The sequence below is a fragment of the Pectobacterium odoriferum genome (assembly GCF_009931295.1).
Classification (GTDB): domain Bacteria; phylum Pseudomonadota; class Gammaproteobacteria; order Enterobacterales; family Enterobacteriaceae; genus Pectobacterium; species Pectobacterium odoriferum.
This window is the reverse complement of the sequence record NZ_CP034938.1, coordinates 90,477-111,386: the sequence shown is the minus strand read 5'-3', so window position 1 is coordinate 111,386 and position 20,910 is coordinate 90,477. Positions and strand designations below refer to the sequence as shown.

Sequence of the window (20,910 nt, the reverse complement as noted above, 5' to 3'; positions counted from 1 at the left end):
AATATTATGCTGCAAATCAACTCACATTGTCAGAAACAAGCGGAGCAAACAGCACAAAATGCCAGATGCAAAAACCAGCATTCAATTTATATATAGTCAGATATTCTGCTTTGTGCATTAATTGTTGATGGATTACTCGAAAAACAAAGAATGAGAAAAACATTTGCCCTATTAACCATAACACTCAAATTACACAACTGATCCACTACAAAACAACTACATTATTCTTCACTCATATGATGGAGTGCCGATAAAAATGAAACTAACCGTTGAATGTCTCACCCGATTCAGCCCTCAGGATAAAATTGATCTGGCAAAAATTTGGCCGCATCAGAACATTGGTTTACTCGAAGAAGGGCTCATGCTCGATCGGCGATTATTTGCCGCCCGTTTTAACGATCGGTTGTTAGGCGGCGTGCTGGTCGAGATTGAAGGGGAATATGCAGAACTGAGCGATCTGATGGTGCGTGAAGTCACGCGGCGACGTGGCGTAGGGCAACTTTTGCTTGATGAAGTGCGACGTCAGCTTCCTGATGTTAAAGAGTGGTGGCTGGCAACGGCCGATCATGCAGCGATCAAAGAGGAAGTGCTGGCGCGATTTATGGTGTCTTGCGGCTTTTCACCCGTATCCGGTGGATGGCGCTATATTCGCAGAAAAGAAACACCTCTGATTCTTGACGAACTCAACCCAGAGAAACCCTAAACACAGTTCTACGGCCTGAGATTCACATCAGACAAAAACAAAACGACCGGGCATTACCCGGTCGCTACAGAAAGAGAGGATAAAAGCGATTAGGCTTCTATCGCCGCTCGCAGTTTTTTCATCGCATTCTTTTCTAACTGACGCACACGCTCTGCGGAAACGCCGTATTGATCGGCCAGTTCCTGCAAGGTGGATTTGTTGTCATCATCCAACCAGCGGGCGCGAATAATGTGCTGGCTGCGTTCGTCCAGCCCTTCCAGCGCGTAGGTGAGCTTATCGGCCGCATGCGTTTCCCAGTTATCTTCTTCAATGCCATCAGCAAAGTCAGACGATTTATCCTGTAGGTAAAGCATCGGCGACATCGCCTTGCCGTCGTGCGAATCTTCTTCCGGCGTCGGATCGAACGTCATGTCCTGCGCCGCCATGCGGGATTCCATCTCGCGCACATCTTTGCTGGTCACGCCAAGTTCACGCGCCACCAGTTCGACTTCATCCTGATTAAACCAGCCAAGGCGCGTTTTTGACTTACGCAGGTTAAAGAACAGTTTACGCTGTGCTTTGGTGGTCGCGACTTTCACGATACGCCAGTTACGCAGTACGTATTCATGAATTTCGGCTTTGATCCAATGCACGGCGAAAGAAACCAGACGCACGCCAACTTCAGGGTTAAAGCGACGTACCGCCTTCATCAGGCCGATGTTCCCTTCCTGAATCAGGTCCGCCTGCGGCAAGCCGTAGCCGGAATAGTTACGGGCAACGTGAATAACAAAACGCAGGTGTGACAGAATGAGGTGCTTAGCCGCATCCAGATCGCCCTGATAATGCAGCCGTTCAGCCAGCGCCCGCTCTTCCTCCGCCGTCAGCATCGGATAGGCATTGGCGGCACGAATATACCCTTCCAGACTGCCCTGGGGAACTAAGGTGAAAGTTTGCATATCTTTGGTCATTCAACCCTCTCAGTTGCTCTACTCGTCATATTGCAGTCGGCTATCTTAGCACTGCTTCACCGCATCGTTTTGCGCGAAGATGGCAAAACGCAGCACCTTAAAGATTACTTTTATTAAAAACCTTAAAACCGGATTACTTAAATCCTAAAATCTGTCTATTCAGACTGTGATTTCGCTCGCAAGTTCCTATCATTTTATTCACCTCATGCCAGAGATCAAGCAGGAGAAAAACGAGTCACTCACACACGCTAAACCGAAGGGAAACACAGCGAGAAGAACAAAGAAGAGATGTCGCTGAGGAGATTTCCCCTGCAATACGGTCTGAATTACAGGGGATAATTATACCAGAAAACGCCTACTGTGGTGTAAAACGGCGTAAATGTTGCACGGTTGCCAGCCAGGCGGCCAACCAGCCAATCATGCCAGCAATGAGCAACAGCAACAGGGATTCATCCCAGCTCAATCCTTTGACGGCAAACGTCGTACCGAACACAGCGGCAACCTGTGCCACCACCGCATCCAGCTTCCAGACCAGCGCCTGCGATAAAATCAGCGACAACACCGCGCCGCCCACACCCATTGCCGCCCCACCATTCAGGAATGGACGCAGAATAAAGCCGTCCGTCGCACCGATCAGCTTCATCACATTGATGGTTTCACGGCGGCTGAAAATACTCAGGCGCACGCTGTTGCCGATCACCAAAAAGACGGCAACAATCATCAGGACACCAATCGTCGCGGAAATTTGCCCAACCAGAGTAGTCAACGCCACCAGCCGCGCAAACCAGCTGTCGTCCATCCGTACTTCATCCACGCCCTGCGTCGCCGCCACACGGTCGCGTAACGTCGTCAACGTGTTGGAATCCTGAAAGCGCATTTTCGGCGTGATAATCGCTACTGCTGGCAGCGGATTCTCTTCCAACATATCCAGCGCGCCGCCAAAACCGGACCAGTTGCGGAACTCGCCCATCGCTTCATTGCGCGACAGATAATTGACTTTATCGACGCCGTCTTCAGATTGAAGCTGCGTGATAACCGCCTGCGCCGCGTTGTCATCCAGTGATTTATCCAGATACACCGTCAGTTGCGGCGAGGGATACCACTGCGTGGCCGCCTGACTGACGTTTTTCCAGACCAGATAGCAGATGCTGGGCAACGCCAACGAAATAGCGATGACCATCACGGTCAGAAAGGTAGCCAGCGGCTGGCGCAGCATATCAGCCAGCGTATTGGTCCAGGCATAGCGCCACTGTTCCTGCCAGCCGCCGCGCAGCGCTTTCGCTTTTGCGACAGGCTTTTTCGCATTACGGACATTATTCGCCATTATGGTTTCCCCCCACCATGCGGCCATCCGACAGCGTCAGCACACGGTAATTACGGCGGGCGATAAGCCCAGTATCATGCGTCGCCATCAGGACCGTGACGCCAACACGATTAAATTCTTCAAACAGGCGCAAAATGCCTTCTGACAGCGCTTCATCCAGGTTGCCGGTCGGCTCATCCGCCAGCAACACCGCAGGTTTGTTCACCACCGCGCGCGCAATGCCAACACGCTGCTGTTCACCGCCGGACAGCTGGATAGGATAGTTCTTCGCTTTATCCAGCAGGCCAACCTTGTCCAGCGCGGCGGATACCCGGCGACGGATATCCTCACTGCTGGCGCCCGCGATGATGAGCGGCATCGCGACGTTGTCATAGACCGTGCGTTCCATCAACAGGTGGTGATCCTGAAAGATCATGCCGATCTGGCGTCGCAGGAACGGGACTTCGCGTTTTTTCAGGCGGCTGATATTGTGACCGCCAAACAAAATCTGACCCGCGCTGGGACGTTCAATGCCACAAATCAGTTTCAGCAGGGTACTTTTCCCTGCGCCGGAATGGCCGGTCAGGAACGCCATTTCCGCTGGGCGCAGATGGAAATCCACCCCTTGTAATGCCTGACGCCCACCGAGGTAAGCTTTACTGACCTGTTCAAAACGAATCATCCGTTTTAATCCTCTCGGGCAAAAAGTGCCTCAATAAAATCGTCGGCCTTGAATGGCCGTAAATCTTCAATACCTTCACCTACCCCAATATAGCGGATAGGAATAGCGAACTGGTCGGCAATGGCGAAAATAACCCCGCCTTTCGCGGTACCGTCCAGCTTAGTTAAGGTAATTCCCGTCAGCCCAACCGCTTCATTAAACAGCTTGGCCTGACTCACCGCGTTCTGTCCGGTGCTCGCATCCAGCGTCAGCATCACTTCATGCGGCGCGTCTTCGTCTAGCTTTTTCATCACGCGCACAATCTTTTTCAGCTCTTCCATCAGGTGCGCTTTGTTCTGCAAGCGACCCGCGGTATCCGCGATCAGGACATCAACGCCGCGCGCTTTCGCTGCCTGAATCGCATCGAAAATCACCGATGCTGAATCCGCACCCGTATGCTGTGCAACCACCGCCACGTTATTGCGCTGTCCCCAGACTTGCAACTGCTCGACCGCCGCCGCACGGAAAGTATCCCCCGCCGCCAGCATCACGGACTTGCCCTGCGCCTGGAACTGGCGTGCCATTTTCCCGATGGTGGTGGTTTTACCCACGCCATTAACGCCAACCATCAGAATGACATACGGCGTTTTACCTTCGATATTCAGCGGGGCGTCCACCTTAGCAAGAATCTCCGCCATTTCTTCTTTCAGCTTCACAAAAAGCGTATCAGCATCTTTCAGTTGGCGGCGGCTGGCGTGCTCCGTCAGGCTGCCGATGATTTTGCGGGTCGTCTCGACCCCGACATCCGCAACCAGCAGTTGTTCTTCCAGTTCGTCAAACAGATCGTCGTCGATTTTCTTACCGCGAAACAATCCGATAAATCCTGAACCGAGGTTCTGGCGCGTTTTTACCAGACTGCGTTTCAGGCGAGCGAAGAAACCTTCTTTCGTCGGGCGTTCCTGCTCTTGCGCCACAGCCGGAACATCATCTGGCTGTGCCTGCTCTGGTTCTTCGTATTCTTGCTCTTCCTGCTGCGCAACGTCCGGCTCAGCATCAGTCACCGTCGTGCTTTCGGCGATCTCGGTGTGCACGATCGGATCGACGATATCCCGATCGAAACCGTCATGATCGATCGCGTCACGATCGTCTGTTTCAGAAACAATGGATTCAGAAGCATTAGCTTCTGGGGCGGAAATGGTTGATGCCTCTGCCGCTGCGGTAACCTCACGCTCGGCGACCGGTTGGGCCAATTCTTCCGCTTCAACCTTGACCTTTTCTTCAACGACAGACTTTTCCAGAACAACAGGCGCTTCCGGCAGCACTGGCTCCGGCGCGTGTTCAACGGTCTGCTTAGTTTGTTCAACGGCCTGCTGAGTTGATGCTGCAATATCCGACTCTGCCGCTGACGGCTGTTCTTCGACAACCGGTTGCTCTTGTTGTTTTTCTTCCTGTTTCCCTAATCCCAGCCAGGAAAAAAAACCGCGCTTCTTTTCTTTTGACATGTGCGATCGCGCTCCACGCTGCTCACCGCAGCGAATCAATCAATGAAAATCATATTTAAACAACAAGTTTAACACTTTCCTGCCGACAGCAACACGCGGCCAACGGGGGCAATGGCAGACAATTCTCCGCGCTGCCGACAATCTTCGTAACGAAAGGCAATGTCCGTAACGAAGTGTGTCAAACACCGTACGTGATCGAAAGGCCGCAGACAGCACAAAATTTTGGGTTAAGCGCCTTAACATCCATCTTAACATTCCCTCTACACGTAACCGCCGCTAGAATAGCGCCAGAAATTTCCTGCCCGCATCCACACCATGATGATGCGGCACAACAATAACCCTGTGAGCTATGGCTAAAAAAAATGCATCGTCAGCCGCCGGACAAATCCGAATCATCGGTGGTCAATGGCGCGGCAGAAAACTTCCGGTTCCTGATAGCCCCGGTTTACGTCCCACCACCGATCGCGTGCGGGAAACGCTGTTTAACTGGCTGGCTCCCGTCATTCAACAGGCGCGCTGTCTGGACTGTTTTGCTGGCAGCGGCGCGCTCGGGCTGGAAGCCCTTTCTCGTTATGCTGCGCACACCACATTATTGGAGATGGAGCGTGCAGTCGCGCAGCAGTTAACGCAAAATCTGGCGCTGCTTCGGGCGGAAAACGCCGAGGTGGTCAATACTGATGCCCTGAGCTGGCTGGCGAAGCTGGGCACACCGTTTGACGTTGTGTTTCTCGATCCGCCGTTTCGCAAAGAACTGCTGAACAATACGCTTGCTCTGCTGGAACAACAGGGCTGGCTGGCACCAGACGCGTGGATTTACGTAGAAACAGAGGCGGAAAATGCGCAGCTGACTATCCCGGAGAATTGGCAACTGCACCGTGAAAAAATTGCGGGCCAGGTCGCCTACCGTTTATACATCCGTCAGTGATCTTCGCAGTGACGTAAGGGTAAGAGATGATTTTGATTAACCTTGGCAGATTATTGATGCTGGGCGTGTGGGGATTTTTGTTGCTTAACCTGATTCAGCCGTTTCCCAAGCCGTTGAATATCTTCATGACCGTGGCGATGGTGTTTATGATCCTGATGCATGGTTTTCAACTGCTGCTGTTAAAATCCAGCCAGCCGAAAGACAGTCCCGCGCTGACCCGCGCGCTTCAGGCACGCATTTTCCTTTTTGGCGTGTTTGAACTGCTGGCGTGGCAGAAAAAGCAGCCTAAGCCACCGAAGCCGTAATCGCTACTTCTGCTGGGGCATAAAGCGAATAAAGCGCGTGCCCTTTAGCTGCAACGAGCCCTGCATGCCGGTATCAAGCGGGTGATAATCCGCGTGCTCAAGGCGCAGCGTGATAGTCGCACCGCCGGTAATCGGCCTGAACGTGACCTCATAAAGCATATCTTCTACAACCATCACCTGATGTTCGCGCGCCCGTCGACGACTGCGGGGAAATTCGCGTTTGTGTTTCACCTCGGCGGCAACAATACGCAGCGGAGCCGCGTCATTCTGCGCTTCCCGCTGACGTTGGCGTCGATATTGCCGCGCCGCCAGCACCAAAATCGCACCAACGGCCAAGGCCAACAGCCAGGGAAAATCATTCATCAGGGTTTCTTGCCGGGAAGATAAGGGAACGCGGCAACGTTATCGCCTAAATCAGAAATACGAGCGCTGCCCTTTTCCGTCACGGCATCAATGCGAATAATCGCCTGTAGAGGGATGAAACTGCGGCTAACGCCAGAGAATTCCGTTTTCAGTTTCTCGGTTGACGGGTCAACCAACACCGTAGACTGGCTATCAAACACGAAGTCGGCAATTTCAATAAAACCGAACAGGCTGCTCTGCACCAACTCACGCACGTAAAGCTGGTAATTCTTACCGTTATTTATAAATTGAATACGATAAAGCGCGGATTCATTACTCATTCAACACAATGCTCCCTTCAAGACTTCACGGCGCCCATCTACAATAAAAACAGGCGATAACATAACATGAAGCTCACAGAAGTCGCATCCGTCTCCCCCCGTGTTGTTTAACTTCCCCACAATCCCCTACACTGAACAAAGAACGGTTTATTTTTATTCTGACACAAACAAAAACACAAAAAGGACACGCTATGCTTTGGTCATTTATTGCTGTGCTTTTTTCTGGTTGGTTGTATGTAGACGCCAGCTACCGTGGTCCAACATGGCAGCGTTGGTTATTCAAACCCGTCACGATGCTACTGCTGCTGGCTCTGGCCTGGCAGACGCCGCTGCTTGGTGTGCCGGGCTATCTGATTGTGCTGGGGCTGCTGGCCACGCTGGTCGCAGACACCCTGCTGTTGCTGCCGACTCAGCGCCTGCTCTACGCATTTGGCGCTTATTTCCTCTCCCATCTGCTGTACACCATTAGCTTTTTTACCGGACAGATTTCGCTCACGTTCTTCTGGCCACTGGCATTAACGCTCGTCATTCTGGCCGCGATCCTGATCGCCATTATCTGGGGACGGTTGGACGCACAGCGCTGGCCTGCTTGCGCCTTTATCATCATGACGACGCTGATGGTCTGGATTGCTGGTGAGCGCTATTTTGCGCTGGGGACAAACGCGAATTTCTCCCTGCTGACGGGCACCGTATTGCTGTTTATCGCCCATGCGGCCTGGCTGATTCACCATTACCGTTTTCCGTTCCGCGCCCATCAGGCGATTGTCGCGGCGGGCTATTTTGGCGGCCATTTCCTGATCGTTCGCTCCCTCTATTTCTGACGTTCGCGGCGCTCACGAAAATCTGGCTAAGCATTAAGCGGCGGTGTAAAGTTCCTGATGAGAATGTAAGTCACTAACAACGGAGGAAGATATGCACTCTCATCAGCATAACCACAGCGCTGAGAAATCAGCCTGCTGCAATAACAGCGTTCACCACGCGCCACGCAGCACCAAAAGCTGCTGCAACGAGCACACGCAGCATTCAAACCACGCCGACCACAGCTGCTGTTCAACCAAACACACGTCTGACGCCGTAGTGCAGAGCGCGTGTGGCACAGATCAGTCGTCGTCAGACAGCGGCGGTAGCGCGGATTCAGACGACCCCGACGGCGGAGACAGCGACAGGCCCCGATCCCACCAGCGTTTCAGCTGGAAAATCAGCGGGATGGATTGTCCCAGCTGCGCACGTAAAATTGAAAATGCAGTAAAAAATCTCACCGGAATTGAACAGGCCAAAGTGCTGTTCGCCACCGAAAAATTGGTTGTTGATGCCAACACCGATATCCGACTTCAGGTTCAACATGCCGTTCAGCAAGCGGGTTTCACCTTGCAGGACACCGCACTCCCTCTCGCTCCACCCGACACCTCGACCGTACGTCGTTTTGTACATGAATATGGTTTCTTAATACTTTTCACTTTGCTGGCTGCTGCAAGCTGGGGACTTTCCCTGCTAAGCGAGCGCAGCGGGCAGATCGCGTTTATCGCGACCACGATTGTCGGGCTGATTCCGATCCTGAAAAAAACGGTGCAGCTCATTCGCACGGGTACCCCTTTCGCGATTGAAACGCTGATGAGCGTGGCTTCCATTGGAGCGCTCTTGATTGGCGCCACCACCGAAGCCACCGTCATCCTGCTGCTGTTTATGCTGGGCGAACATCTGGAATCTTACGCGGCAAACCGCGCACGACGGGCCGTAACAGCGCTGATGGCGTTGCTTCCCGAAGATGCTACGGTCGTCGGCAACGGGCAGCGACGCCTCGTTCCCGTCGCCAGTCTGGTTCCCGGTGACGTGATTGAAGTCGCGCCCGGTGGGCGGCTCCCCGCCGATGCGGAGCTTTTGAATAGCGACGCCAGCTTTGATGAAAGCGCGCTGACCGGTGAATCGGTTCCCGTTGAACGTACGCCCGGTGAAAAAATTGCCGCAGGCAGCCTGTGCGTCGATCGGGTTGTACAGCTACGCGTGGTGTCACAGCCGGGCAACAGCGCTATTGACCGCATTCTGCAACTGATAGAAGAAGCGGAAGAACGCCGTGCGCCGATAGAGCGCTTCCTCGATAAGTTCAGCCGCTACTACACGCCAGCCATCATGCTGCTGTCGCTGCTGGTGATTCTGGCACCGCCGCTACTGCTGGCGCAGCCGTGGCAAGAGTGGATTTATCGCGGCCTGACGCTGCTGTTAATTGGCTGTCCGTGCGCGCTGGTGATCTCAACGCCTGCGGCGATTACGTCGGGGCTAGCCGCCGCAACGCGTCGTGGGGCGCTGATTAAAGGTGGTGCGGCGCTGGAATCGCTGGGCAGCATCAAAACTATCGCGTTCGATAAAACAGGCACGCTGACAGAAGGCAAGCCTCAGGTGACGGACGTGTTACCCGCAGTGGGCATTAGCGAAACGGCGCTGCTGACGCGAACCGCTGCGGTGGAATCCGGTTCGCACCATCCGCTTGCCAAAGCGATCGTCCAGCATGCGTTGTCCACGAGCACATTCCTGCCAATGGCGGAAAACCGTAAAGCACTAGCGGGTGTCGGTGTTGAAGGCACGATAGGCGGCAAGCGGATTCAGGTCAGCGCGCCGGCTCGCATCACGCCCGGTTTACTTGATGTAAGTTGGTTGCAACGGATTGATGCGCTGGAGAACGAAGGGAAAACCGTCGTGGTGGTGCAAGAAGACGACAAGCTGCTCGGCGTGCTGGCACTGAGCGATACATTGCGCCACGATGCACGTGAAGCGCTGGATGCTTTGCAGCAGTTAGGGATTCGTGGCGTCATGCTCACGGGCGATAATCCCCGCGCGGCGGCAGCCATTGCGGCGACATTAGGGATCGATTACCGCGCCAGCCTGCTCCCTGCTGACAAGGTCACGGCAGTCAGCGAATTGAGCAAGCAGCATCCCGTCGCGATGGTTGGTGATGGCATCAACGACGCACCGGCAATGAAAGCGGCAACGATCGGGATTGCGATGGGAAGCGGTACCGATGTGGCGCTGGAGACGGCCGATGCCGCCTTAACGCACAGTCGCCTGACTGGGCTGGCCGCCATGATTAGCCTGTCGCGGGCAACGCAGCGCAATATCCGTCAGAACATTACTATCGCGCTGGGGCTGAAAGCAGTATTTCTGGTTACCAGTATTCTGGGTATTACCGGACTGTGGCTCGCCGTGCTGGCGGATTCCGGCGCAACCGCGCTGGTCACCGCCAACGCGCTACGGCTGTTGAGAAAACAGGACTGATAGCGGTCTACGGTGCGCGGTGCAACACCGCGCACCTGCGGCTTGAAGTATGACGGGTATTACCCTTTGCGCAGCAGATACCGATAGGGAACCTGCTCGGTCTCCTGTGCCAGAAGCTCATGCTCCATGTACACGCAAAAACCGGGAATATCGCGGGTGGTGGCCGGATCGTCGGCAATAATCAGCAGCGTTTGCCCGGTTTCCATCTGGCGTACCGTCTTACGCACCATCATTACAGGCTCAGGGCAGCGCAGCCCCTGCGCATCAAGGGTTTTATCCGGGTTGGTAAAGGGATCGGTCATCAACGTTCTCAGTGCTGGAATCAAAAAACCGCCTTAGTTTACGCTGAGGATTTCCCGACGCAAGCGACGACAACGTTTGCGCAGAAAACAACCATCTTTTTCTGGCAAAACACATGGTCGTAGCGAAATAATTGCATTAGCGAAGCAATTGCGTATTATGCCGCCGCGTTGCAGCATAAATCTGCACGTTATCTCTTGGGTTCCCTAACCCCAATAACCAAAAAGGTCACATTATGTATCGTTTTACTCCCCAGCAGCGGCTTACGGCGCTGATCTGGCTATCGTTGTTCCATGTCCTGATCATTACGTCGAGTAATTATCTGGTCCAGCTCCCGGTATTGATTTTCGGTTTTCATACCACCTGGGGCGCGTTTACCTTCCCGTTTATTTTTCTGGCAACTGACCTGACGGTTCGGGTTTTCGGTGCGCCGCTGGCGCGTCGTATCATTCTGACCGTGATGGTGCCTGCGCTGGTGATTTCCTATCTGGTGTCGTGCCTGTTTTATCAGGGTTCGTGGCAATCATTCGAGGCGTTAAGTCAGGTGAATATTGTCGTGGCGCGTATCGCCTGCGCCAGCTTCATGGCTTATGTTCTCGGCCAGATTCTGGATGTTCACGTCTTCAACCGCCTGCGCCAGAAGCGTGCATGGTGGGTCGCGCCGGCTGTGTCGACCGTGTTTGGTAATTTCAGCGATACGCTGGCCTTTTTCTTCATTGCGTTTTACCGCAGCACCGATGCCTTCATGGCGGCAAACTGGGTTGAAATCGCGATGGTGGACTATGCCTTCAAGCTGCTGATCAGTCTGGCGTTCTTCCTGCCGATGTACGGTGTCATGCTGAACATGGTGCTTAAACGTCTAAGCGAGCAGAAAGACTCAGCCGACTACCGTTCCGTCAGCAGCCACCATTAATGGCAATCGGGCGGCTATTCACGCCGCCTGAGGTTGCTGACAAAGTCCATCGAGCGGTAGTAACGGATAGATCGTAAAGACGCTGTAAACACATCCCTGTGCGCTCGGCTTGCGCCATCCCTGGCGCAAACGCTTTACTCTTCTATTCCGTTACTCCCGTTGTCGTTATGCAAATAGGTTTGTCAACAGTCGGTGGCGGCTATTCACGCCGCCTTTTCTCATCAAATCACTCATCGTTTTGTAAAAATAACGCAGGTACTAACAACGGTTTGCAACAACAAAATGCTTGTTTTTGCTATCTGAATAGGGTGCCATACTGTTATTACCTGTTTCAAAAACGAGAGAAAGGGATCCCATGTCGAATGTAATCAAATACCTCGGTGTCGGCTTGCTTGTCGGCCTGCTTGCTGCCTGTGATGGCAAAACGGATGACGCAGCAAAAGCTGGCGCACAAGATAAACCTGCCGCAGAAGCCAGCGCAGGTCAGAATATTGAATTAATGAATGGCAAGGTGGCATTTACCCTGCCAGCCGATATGCGTGATCAAAGCGGTAAAGTTGGTACGCAAGCGAACAACATGCACGTTTACGCCAATGACAATGGACAGAAAGCAGTCATCGTGATTCTGGGCGACAACACCACAGAAGAGTTGACCGTGCTGGCACAGCGTCTGGAAGACCAACAACGCACGCGTGATGCCAATCTTCAGGTCGTCACCAACAAAACCATCGACGTTGACGGCAAGAAGCTGCAACAGCTCGACAGCATTATCACCAGCAGCGGACAGCAGGCTTATTCCTCTGTCGTGCTGGGCAAAGTGGAAAACCAACTGCTGACCTTGCAGATCACGCTGCCTGCTAGCAATCAGCAACAGGCACAGAGCGAAGCAGAAGGCATCATCCACACCCTGAAGCTGAAATAATCGGTGTTATCGTCTAACAGTAGCCACTGAAGTGGCTACTGTTATTCGATGGCCGTGCGCTGGGTCAGTCGCCACGTCAGTGCCAGACCGCATAGCCCCAACAGCGCCGCCGCCAGGTAAATAGAGGCGATACCGGTATAGGCCATCAGCACGCCCGCCACCGGTCCGACGATGCCCAGCGACAGGTCAAGGAATATGGTATAGGTTGCCAGCGCGCTACCCTGATTCTGCGGCGATACAGCTTTAACGGCGACAACACCTAATGCTGGGAACACCAGAGAGAAACCCGCCCCCGCGAGGAATGCACCGACTTCTGCCATCAGCGGCTGCGTCGCCCCCCAGACCAACAGCAACCCCACGATCTCAACCACAAAGCACGCCATCGCCACGCGCAATCCGCCAAATCGCTGAATACTGTTAGGAAACACCAATCGTGCACCGACAAAGGCAACGCTGAAAATGGTCAGCGTCAGCGCCGCACCTTCCCAATTCCGGTCAGCATAAAACAGCGTGATGAAGGTGGCGATCACACCAAAACCCGCAGAGGCGATCGCCAGAATAATGCCGTAAACCCAGACTTTCCCCAGCACTTCGCGGAAGGGAATCTTTTTCCCCGGTGCGACCTGCACCGCCGGGCGCGGTAGCGCGAGGACAATCGCCACGGCTGCGATCAGGATAATGCATACGGAAAGCAGCTTTAGCCCACCGATATGGTTGAGCCAAACGCCGAGCGGTGCGCCAATTGCCATCGCGCCATAAGTCGCAATGCCGTTCCATGAAATCACACGCCCAATATGTCGGGACCCCACCACACCAACGCCCCAGAGCGTTGCACCTGTACCCGCAAAGCTCTGTCCGGCACCGAGCACAATACGCCCGAGGCACAGTAACAACAGCGTAATCACGGGCGAGGCGTCGCTAAAGGCGGCCAGCAGGTAAAACATCCCGCTCAGCATGACGCCAGCTAATCCCCAGACGACGATTTTCTTCGGCCCTTTTTCATCGGCGCTGCGACCCGCGTGCGGGCGGCTTAATAGCGTAGAGAAATATTGCAGGCTGATCACCAGCCCAGCCCAGAATGCGCTATAGCCAAGATGATCATGTACATATCCCGGCAGCACCGCCAACGGTAGGCCGATATTCAGATAGCTGGCGAAGTTGAACGCCACAATCGAAACAATACGTAAGTTGAGACGCAGACCGCTCAGCGCCGGTTCGGATGGGGAAGGTGTTGGCATGGAAAATTCACTCGCTTAACGTCCGTGTATGACGTACGTTCAAAAAAACATCGAAAAGCAACATTGTTATATTGTTGGTTATAATCAAACTTATATCTTGTCTCTATCCATAAACTAATCCTGAACACAGGAGAAACGCAATGCCTGTACCGGCAGATCCGGATCGCCAGTCAACATCGTCAACCCCAGAAGGGGACAAATCACCGCAGAAAAACCTCTCATTTCTGGGCAAAAGCAAACGTCTGGCCGCGCGGATTCAGGCGATTCCCAGCGTGGCGCACCTGATTCGCGCGGGCGAACGTTTCAACGATCGTATGGGGAATCAGTTTGGCGCGGCCATTACCTATTTTTCCTTTCTGTCGCTGATCCCTATCCTCATGGTGTCTTTTGCCGCCGTGGGCTTCGTGCTGGCTTCTAATCCCGATCTGCTGACGGAGCTGATTAACCGCATCGTTAACAGTATCAGCGATCCCAATCTGGCTAACACGCTGAAAAGTACCGTCAACACCGCCGTTCAGCAGCGTACCACCGTCGGGATTACCGGTTTGCTGATCGCACTCTATTCCGGCATCAGTTGGATGGGAAACCTGCGTGAGGCGATTCGCGCCCAATCGCGCGACGTGTGGGAGCGTAACCCGAAAGATGAAGAGAAGATTTACTTTCAGTACACGCGGGATTTCCTGTCGCTGACCGGTCTGGTTATTGCGCTCATTATTACGCTTTTCCTGACCTCCGTTGCCGGCACCGCGCAGAACATGATTGTGACCGCGCTGGGGCTAGATGGCATCGAGTGGCTGCACCCCGCGTTAACGCTGATTGCCCTGTCAATCTCCATCTTCGCCAACTATCTGTTATTTCTGTGGATATTTTTCGTTTTACCGCGCCATAAACCCAAACGCAAAGCGCTCTTTCGCGGCACGCTGATCGCCGCCGTGGGCTTTGAAATCATCAAATTCGCGATGACCGTCGCGCTGCCTAAACTGGCTAGCTCACCTTCCGGTGCCGCGTTCGGTTCGGTCATTGGCCTGATGGCGTTCTTCTATTTCTTCGCTCGTCTGACGCTCTTCTGCGCCGCTTGGATCGCAACGGCAAATTACAAAGGCGACACCTCGTCAGATCAGAATGAGCAGGAGAAAGAACCGTCCTCCGATCGCTAAAAGCAGCGTGAAAGCACTGGTTTTCCGATCTGCGTCATGAAAAAATAAAACATCGTTTCAAGGCTATTGACTCAGTCTCGCGTAATGTTGAGACTGACGTTAATTTCCGCATTTTTTATCCCCAATAACATCAGGTGCAGGGTACCTTTTCAAACAGGCCAAAAGTGATGACAACTACTAACATTGCCGTAATCGGCGAATGCATGATCGAACTGTCGCAGAAGGGCACGGATCTTAACCGTGGATTTGGCGGCGATACGCTGAACACTGCCGTTTACATTGCCCGTCAGGTAAACGCCGATAAGCTGGGCGTGCATTACGTGACCGCCCTCGGCACCGATAGCTTCAGTACCGAGATGGTGGCTGCCTGGCAGAAAGAAGGGGTGAAAACCGACCTGATTCAGCGACTGGACAACAAGCTGCCCGGTTTATACTTCATTGAAACCGACGATACTGGTGAGCGTACGTTCTACTATTGGCGTAATGATGCCGCTGCCCGCTACTGGCTGGACAGCCCGGAAGCAGAAAAAATCGGTCAATCACTGGCACAATTTGACTATCTCTACCTGAGCGGCATCAGTCTGGCGATTCTGAACGCCGAAAGCCGTCAGCGTCTCCTCGCCCTGCTGCGCGCCTGCCGCGCCAACGGCGGTAAAGTGATTTTTGATAACAACTATCGCCCACGCCTGTGGCAGAGCAAGGAAGAAACGCAGCAGGCCTACACCGACATCCTGTCCTGTACCGATATCGCTTTCCTGACACTGGATGACGAAGACATGCTGTGGGGCACGAAGCCGCTGGAAGCGGTGCTGGATCGGACGCACGGTTTGGGCGTTAACGAAGTGGTCATCAAACGCGGTGCTGATTCCTGCATCGTGTCAGAACGCGGGCAAGAATTGGTTGATGTTCCTGCAATCAAATTGCCAAAAGAGAAAGTGGTCGATACCACCGCCGCAGGCGACTCTTTCAGCGCAGGTTATCTGGCAGTACGTCTGAATGGCGGTAGCACGCAGGAAGCCGCACAGCGCGGTCACCTGACAGCCAGCACGGTCATTCAATACCGCGGGGCGATTATCCCGCTTGAGGCAATGCCTGCATAAACAGGATGCCGCGTGATATAAGTTAAAGGCCGCAATCGCGGCCTTTTCTATTTTCTGATTAAAGACTTACTGATTAATAACTTACTGTGCAGCGGGCGCCGTTTCCTGCGGTTTTATTCCTTCAGGTGCTGCCGCAGCAGCGCTGGCAACAGGCTCGACGGCCGGCGTCATAATCTGGTCGTAGGTTTCCTGCAACGCTTTCATATTCGCTTCGGGTTCACCCGGCTGCTGGATCAACAGCATCGTCGTATCTTGTACCAGTTGCTGGTGCAGTTCCTGATTCAGGATATCGAGCGTTAAGGCGGACAGATAAGTCTGGCGCAGTTTCTGGTACTGCTCGGGAGCAATATCCACTACACCATTCTGCTGGGATCGCAAGCGCTGATCCATCAGGATGTCTGTGCTGGTACGCGCATAGGTGGCAAACAGCTTGTTCAGTTCGTCCGTCTTGCGCGCAATCAGCGCATCAAACTCTTGTTGTGTCAGCCCTTTTTCACGCAACGTCGCCAGCTCACGCGCCATAAACGTCACACCCGGCTCGACGCTCTCACTATTCGGTACATCCATATGAATTGCGCACTGAGAACGGGTATAAAACACATTGCAGTCGAAGCGAAGGTTGTTGCCCTTCAGTGAACTCTTCTCCAGCGCCTGCTGTAGATGCCAGAACATCGCTTCCCGCGTCATATCGCCCAGCCAGTAACGAACCAGCGCCTGCGATTCACGAATCGGGTGCCACGGGGCATCCCACATTAGTGATAACGTATCCTGCTGGACGTTGTTATTCATCAGGCTGATCGCCTGCGGCGGTAGCGGGCTTAATGTCGGCAACGGCGCTGGTGCTTCACGTTTCCCTTCCAGCGGGGAGAAGACTTTCCCGATTTGCTCGATCACGCTGCGGTTATCCACATGACCGACGATGTAGAGCGTCATCGCATCTGGCGTGTACCAGGTTTTATAAAACTGCTGGAGCTGCTCGCCATTTAACGGCGGTTTGACGTCCTGGGCAGGATCGTGCGCCAACAGGGGTGAGCCTTTCAGGCGGTAGCGCCAGCTTGGATCTTGTGGGTTAACCGGAAAGGTTGCCACTTGATCGGGTACCTTCAACGCAGCCTGTAGGCTTTTTTCGTCGAACGTCATCTGACCTGCGCTTTCCGCCAGCCACGTCAGTGCTTCTTTCAGCAGTTCGGGGCGATTATTCGGTAAACTCAGGTTATACGACGTGAAGTCGTACGAGACAATGACCGGAGGTAGAACGCGTAAGCTGTTAGCCTCCCGCGTCAACATGGAAGGTCGCTGAGCGGCGGACAGTTTATCGCCGGGCGCTAAGGCCAGACGGGGAAGAAAATGGGCAAAGCCTACCTGCTGAGCGTTTTCCAGCAGCGACCCAGCATTAACAACCAGACGCAGCTCAACCCGATCGCCGGGGCGCTGTGGCGTGGTTAATAACTGCCAGGTAAAACCATTATCAAGCTTACCCTGCTGCCAGGCAGGATCGGGCTGTAGTGCTTCAGCCTGCACGCCGCTGCTGACCACGGCCAGCAACAAACCACCAACGAAAAGCGCCTTTTTGGTGCCCTGCATGTGAACCCCTACTCATAGCTATCCAACATAATAATGTGGTTATTGTTGATCATTATGGTGGCCTTGCGTCTGCCACCGCACACTCTCGTGGATATATCACGGAAAAAATTAAAGACGCGAAGTGTACCATTCCCTTAGACCGCGCGCTTTTGTCTATGTCACTCCAGAAGACGAAATAATCTGCAAAAAAGGTAAAAATAGTCATATTTAACAATATTTTTACGTTTCATGGCGGGCAAGAAAAGGAAGGGAAACAGTTTGGTTCGACGTATCGGCAGGCAAAAAAATTCCCCACGGGGCGCTAGCGCCGTGGGGAATTAGTATAGAACACTATGCTGGTACTATAACGGCATCCTGGAATTATGACTGCGCAGTTGGTGTAGCTGCGTTATCGTTCTTGTTGGTGCCAGACAGCTCAGCATCCAGTTTCTTCTCATCCAGCTCGCGGCAGTATTTCGCTACCACGATGGTCGCCACACCGTTACCAATCAGGTTAGTCAGCGCACGGGCTTCTGACATGAAGCGGTCAATACCCAGAATCAACGCCAGACCAGCAACGGGCAGGTGGCCCACGGCAGACAGCGTTGCCGCCAGCACGATGAATCCACTTCCCGTCACGCCCGCTGCACCTTTAGAGGACAGCAGCAGCACCACTAGCAAGGTAATCTGATGCCAGATATCCATGTGGCTGTTGGTCGCCTGAGCGATAAATACCGCGGCCATTGTCAGATAGATGGAGGTGCCATCCAGGTTGAACGAGTAGCCGGTAGGAATCACCAGACCCACGACCGATTTTTTACAACCGACCTTCTCCATCTTCTCCAGCATACGTGGCAGCACGGATTCAGAAGAGGATGTACCCAGTACGATCAGCAGTTCTTCACGGATGTAGCGGATGAATTTGAAGATGCTGAAGCCCGTCGCTCTGGCAATACTGCCCAGCACCAGGAACACGAACAGCACACAGGTGATGTAGAAGCAAGCGATCAGCTGTCCCAGTTGTATCAGCGTACCGACACCATATTTACCGATGGTGAAGGCCATTGCACCGAACGCACCCAGCGGAGCCAGTTTCATGATCATGTTAATGACGCCGAAAATGACTTTCGAGAAGCTGTCGATTACGTCAAAAATCACTTTGCCTTTTGGCCCTAAGCGGTGCAGCGCAAAGCCGAACATCACAGCAAACAGCAGAACCTGCAAGATATTACCGCTGGCAAACGCCCCAACCACACTCGCTGGAATCACGTCCATCAGGAACGGAATCAGACCCTGCTGCGAAGCCTGTTGGGTATAAACCGCCACCGCAGACGCATCAAGCGTGCTTGGATCGATGTTCATGCCCACGCCAGGTTGCACCACGTTGACCACGACCAGGCCGATAATCAGCGCAATCGTACTCACGACTTCAAAATACAGCAGGGCGACTGCACCAGTACGACCGACCGACTTCATACTTTCCATGCCTGCGATACCGGTGACTACCGTACAGAAGATAACCGGCGCAATAATCATTTTAATTAATTTAACAAACCCATCGCCCAGCGGCTTCATTTGCTCACCAAGCTGGGGGTAGAAATGCCCCAACAGTATCCCTATTGTAATGGCGGCAAGAACTTGAAAATAAAGACTTTTAAAAATTGATGTTTTCATACATACGTCCTATGGTGGGGAAAACACAGGAGGGGAATAGGGTACGAAAATGCCGCCTGTGATTGCGCCGGAAAGTAACATTGCAATAACAAGCTGAGAATGTTTTATAAGTTTAGTTTGTGAACGATAGGTTAAAAACAAGAGCTGAATCACGTCAGCAGGAATGATAAAGAAACATCAGTGCAATTTACTTGTAACAGATGCACATTTTTACAGCAGACAAACTCCCTTTAAAAGCCCTCAAAGCCCCGCCATACGGGGAAGCAGCATTCAGGAAACCGATCTACGAAAAATAACATTTGCGTTACCTGTAAATACTCAGGAAGGCATGGTGAAATGATGAATACCGCATTTTTTATCACGCCGCGCCAGCTGCATAGCAAAGCGTGCCTGTGATAAAAGCAGCGCCGCGTCCTCGGGTCGAGGATCGGTAACGGTGAGGATACCCACGCTGGCAGCCCGCACAGGCTGCGAGCCCGCAGGTAAAAACGGTGAATTAATCGCCAGTATCACGTTTTGCACCCAATCTTGCGCCTGTCCCGCGGATTCCAGCGTCTTCCCAATGATAGCGAACTCATCACAATCGAGACGCGCCAGATAGATGAGCGCTGCCTCATTTTGTTCTTCAATCGCCGCGCTGAGCTGCTTCGCTAGCGTGTCTACCTTGCCCTGTTTGCTGGCGGAAGAATCAAGTCCGAAAACCAGCAGACTGAACGGTGTTGCGTCGGCCAGACGCTGTTCAAGGCGTCGCATGAAGTGTGCGTTGTCTGGCAGCCCCGCCCCTTCCGTTCCGGCGGAAAGCGACTGCGCCAGCAGTTGTTGATTGCGGTTATAGCTGCGCACCAGCGCGCCCAGCTCATCATCCTGATGCCAGGGCGGCAGCGTAAGTTGACGGTGGAGCATGTCGTCCGGCGGTAGATTCTGTAACTCGACAATAATCCCACGCAGCGGGTGTATCAGCAGGCGGTTAATGCACCAGGTAATGGCGATCGACATAATCAACGCCAGCAGCAGATACGTCGCCAGCATGGTTGAAAAGGTGCTGACGATAAATTGATACATCCGGTAGGAATCCGCCTGCAACACCAGATGCGCCAGCGGAGCCGAATACTGCGTCTGTGGCGGTGAATAAAGCGGAATAGAGATACGGATCGGCAGCTTAAAGACCCGTGCGATCCAGTCTGGCACCGGACGCTCTTTCGGGAAATTCGCGTGCAGCGTCTGGAAATCATCCGGCAGTAGCACATCTGCCCGGCTCAGAAAAGCAACCGGTAATAGGCTATCCAGAATATTGCCCGCCCGCCGCACTTCCCCTTGTAACACCGCATCTGTCAGCGGTTGGCGCACAGAATACGCGATGCTCTCCAGTTGCTTGGCATAATCTTCACGGCGCTGATGAACGAAGTGAAAGAGCTGTATGACGATAAACAGGCTGATCGTCACCAGTGCCACGGCTGACACGGCTGTCATCTGTTTAATCGTTAATGAACGTCTGAGCCGCAAGCGCTTTCTCCGTCAACCTGTTATGCAGACCTGAATACCTGGCCCACCAAACCACAAACAGGTGAGCACTATACAACGCGAAAAATGCGCACGCGTTACACCCAGCAACGCGATTTACACGCGGCAAATAGTATAAGGCAGCTTATCGCCGCCTTAACGCTGTTTTCTGCTGATGTTCGGGGGATTTCATCTTAATCCTAGGCTACCTTTGGCAACAGCGGTAACGCGGCCTCAGAATAGGGGA

General features: G+C 53.4%; 20 protein-coding genes. 9 read left to right on the top strand and 11 right to left on the bottom strand.

Annotated features, from left to right (window positions below):
- Window positions 1-256 precede the first annotated feature (256 nt).
- Window positions 257-703, top strand: coding sequence for an aspartate 1-decarboxylase autocleavage activator PanM (gene panM / locus EO763_RS00470; protein ID WP_161527753.1), 447 nt, complete (start codon window positions 257-259; stop codon window positions 701-703).
- 89 nt (window positions 704-792) lie between these two features.
- Here the strand turns inward: panM and rpoH are convergent, their stop codons facing one another.
- The 4 genes from rpoH to ftsY all read right to left on the bottom strand — a co-directional run bounded on the left by rpoH (window position 793) and on the right by ftsY (window position 5,116).
- Window positions 793-1,650, bottom strand: a complete 858-nt coding sequence (rpoH, locus tag EO763_RS00465; RefSeq protein ID WP_039275909.1) for an RNA polymerase sigma factor RpoH — start codon at window positions 1,648-1,650, stop codon at window positions 793-795.
- Window positions 1,651-2,005: 355 nt separating this feature from the next.
- Window positions 2,006-2,974 carry a permease-like cell division protein FtsX gene (ftsX, locus tag EO763_RS00460; RefSeq protein ID WP_161527752.1) on the bottom strand — a complete coding sequence of 323 codons (969 nt, stop codon included), beginning with the start codon at window positions 2,972-2,974 and terminating at the stop codon, window positions 2,006-2,008.
- Window positions 2,964-3,635 (bottom strand): cell division ATP-binding protein FtsE, encoded by a 672-nt coding sequence (gene ftsE / locus EO763_RS00455; protein WP_010306560.1) that lies wholly within the window; start codon window positions 3,633-3,635, stop codon window positions 2,964-2,966. Before ftsE ends, ftsX begins: the two co-directional genes overlap by 11 nt.
- A 5-nt stretch (window positions 3,636-3,640) precedes the next feature.
- A complete protein-coding gene (ftsY, locus tag EO763_RS00450) occupies window positions 3,641-5,116 on the bottom strand; it encodes a signal recognition particle-docking protein FtsY (protein WP_161527751.1) in 1,476 nt (491 codons plus the stop codon).
- Window positions 5,117-5,465: 349 nt separating this feature from the next.
- Between ftsY and rsmD the strand changes: the two genes are divergently transcribed.
- Together rsmD and EO763_RS00440 are read left to right on the top strand one after the other, a co-directional pair.
- Window positions 5,466-6,041, top strand: a complete 576-nt coding sequence (rsmD, locus tag EO763_RS00445; protein ID WP_161527750.1) for a 16S rRNA (guanine(966)-N(2))-methyltransferase — start codon at window positions 5,466-5,468, stop codon at window positions 6,039-6,041.
- A gap of 29 nt (window positions 6,042-6,070) precedes the next feature.
- Entirely contained in the window at window positions 6,071-6,346 is a 276-nt protein-coding gene (locus EO763_RS00440; protein ID WP_161530308.1) for a DUF1145 family protein, read from the top strand.
- A 3-nt stretch (window positions 6,347-6,349) separates the two neighbouring features.
- Here the strand turns inward: EO763_RS00440 and EO763_RS00435 are convergent, their stop codons facing one another.
- Window positions 6,350-6,709: a DUF2500 domain-containing protein gene (locus tag EO763_RS00435; RefSeq protein ID WP_161527749.1), complete on the bottom strand. Its 360-nt coding sequence runs from the start codon at window positions 6,707-6,709 to the stop codon at window positions 6,350-6,352.
- Window positions 6,709-7,029, bottom strand: coding sequence for a DUF1820 family protein (locus tag EO763_RS00430; RefSeq protein ID WP_010306578.1), 321 nt, complete (start codon window positions 7,027-7,029; stop codon window positions 6,709-6,711). Before EO763_RS00430 ends, EO763_RS00435 begins: the two co-directional genes overlap by 1 nt.
- Window positions 7,030-7,220: 191 nt before the next feature.
- Here EO763_RS00430 and EO763_RS00425 point away from each other — a divergent pair, with 191 nt between their 5' ends.
- Window positions 7,221-7,850: a lysoplasmalogenase gene (locus EO763_RS00425; protein WP_161527748.1), complete on the top strand. Its 630-nt coding sequence runs from the start codon at window positions 7,221-7,223 to the stop codon at window positions 7,848-7,850.
- Between the two features lie 91 nt (window positions 7,851-7,941).
- Window positions 7,942-10,296, top strand: coding sequence for a zinc/cadmium/mercury/lead-transporting ATPase (locus EO763_RS00420; protein WP_161527747.1), 2,355 nt, complete (start codon window positions 7,942-7,944; stop codon window positions 10,294-10,296).
- A 59-nt stretch (window positions 10,297-10,355) separates the two neighbouring features.
- Here the strand turns inward: EO763_RS00420 and tusA are convergent, their stop codons facing one another.
- Window positions 10,356-10,598: a sulfurtransferase TusA gene (tusA, locus tag EO763_RS00415; protein ID WP_010309387.1), complete on the bottom strand. Its 243-nt coding sequence runs from the start codon at window positions 10,596-10,598 to the stop codon at window positions 10,356-10,358.
- Window positions 10,599-10,831: 233 nt separating this feature from the next.
- Between tusA and EO763_RS00410 the strand changes: the two genes are divergently transcribed.
- Together EO763_RS00410 and EO763_RS00405 are read left to right on the top strand one after the other, a co-directional pair.
- Complete coding sequence (locus EO763_RS00410; RefSeq protein ID WP_039508183.1) at window positions 10,832-11,509, top strand: 7-cyano-7-deazaguanine/7-aminomethyl-7-deazaguanine transporter; 678 nt, start codon at window positions 10,832-10,834, stop codon at window positions 11,507-11,509.
- 355 nt (window positions 11,510-11,864) lie between these two features.
- Window positions 11,865-12,431 (top strand): DcrB family lipoprotein, encoded by a 567-nt coding sequence (locus EO763_RS00405; protein WP_161527746.1) that lies wholly within the window; start codon window positions 11,865-11,867, stop codon window positions 12,429-12,431.
- A 41-nt stretch (window positions 12,432-12,472) separates the two neighbouring features.
- Here the strand turns inward: EO763_RS00405 and EO763_RS00400 are convergent, their stop codons facing one another.
- On the bottom strand, window positions 12,473-13,669 hold the full coding sequence (locus tag EO763_RS00400; RefSeq protein ID WP_161527745.1) for an MFS transporter: 1,197 nt from the start codon (window positions 13,667-13,669) through the stop codon (window positions 12,473-12,475).
- A gap of 140 nt (window positions 13,670-13,809) precedes the next feature.
- Between EO763_RS00400 and yhjD the strand changes: the two genes are divergently transcribed.
- Window positions 13,810-14,826, top strand: a complete 1,017-nt coding sequence (gene yhjD / locus EO763_RS00395; protein WP_161527744.1) for an inner membrane protein YhjD — start codon at window positions 13,810-13,812, stop codon at window positions 14,824-14,826.
- Between the two features lie 167 nt (window positions 14,827-14,993).
- The gene (kdgK, locus tag EO763_RS00390) at window positions 14,994-15,926 is read left to right on the top strand and encodes a 2-dehydro-3-deoxygluconokinase (protein WP_010301193.1); all 933 of its coding nucleotides are present in this window, start codon (window positions 14,994-14,996) and stop codon (window positions 15,924-15,926) included.
- Between the two features lie 81 nt (window positions 15,927-16,007).
- Here kdgK and EO763_RS00385 read toward each other — a convergent pair whose 3' ends face one another.
- The 3 genes from EO763_RS00385 to EO763_RS00375 all read right to left on the bottom strand — a co-directional run bounded on the left by EO763_RS00385 (window position 16,008) and on the right by EO763_RS00375 (window position 20,633).
- Window positions 16,008-17,510, bottom strand: coding sequence for a M16 family metallopeptidase (locus EO763_RS00385; protein ID WP_161527743.1), 1,503 nt, complete (start codon window positions 17,508-17,510; stop codon window positions 16,008-16,010).
- A 360-nt stretch (window positions 17,511-17,870) separates the two neighbouring features.
- Window positions 17,871-19,163 carry a dicarboxylate/amino acid:cation symporter gene (locus EO763_RS00380; protein WP_039491980.1) on the bottom strand — a complete coding sequence of 431 codons (1,293 nt, stop codon included), beginning with the start codon at window positions 19,161-19,163 and terminating at the stop codon, window positions 17,871-17,873.
- A 318-nt stretch (window positions 19,164-19,481) separates the two neighbouring features.
- On the bottom strand, window positions 19,482-20,633 hold the full coding sequence (locus tag EO763_RS00375) for a diguanylate cyclase domain-containing protein (protein ID WP_161527742.1): 1,152 nt from the start codon (window positions 20,631-20,633) through the stop codon (window positions 19,482-19,484).
- Between the last annotated feature and the right edge of the window lie 277 nt (window positions 20,634-20,910).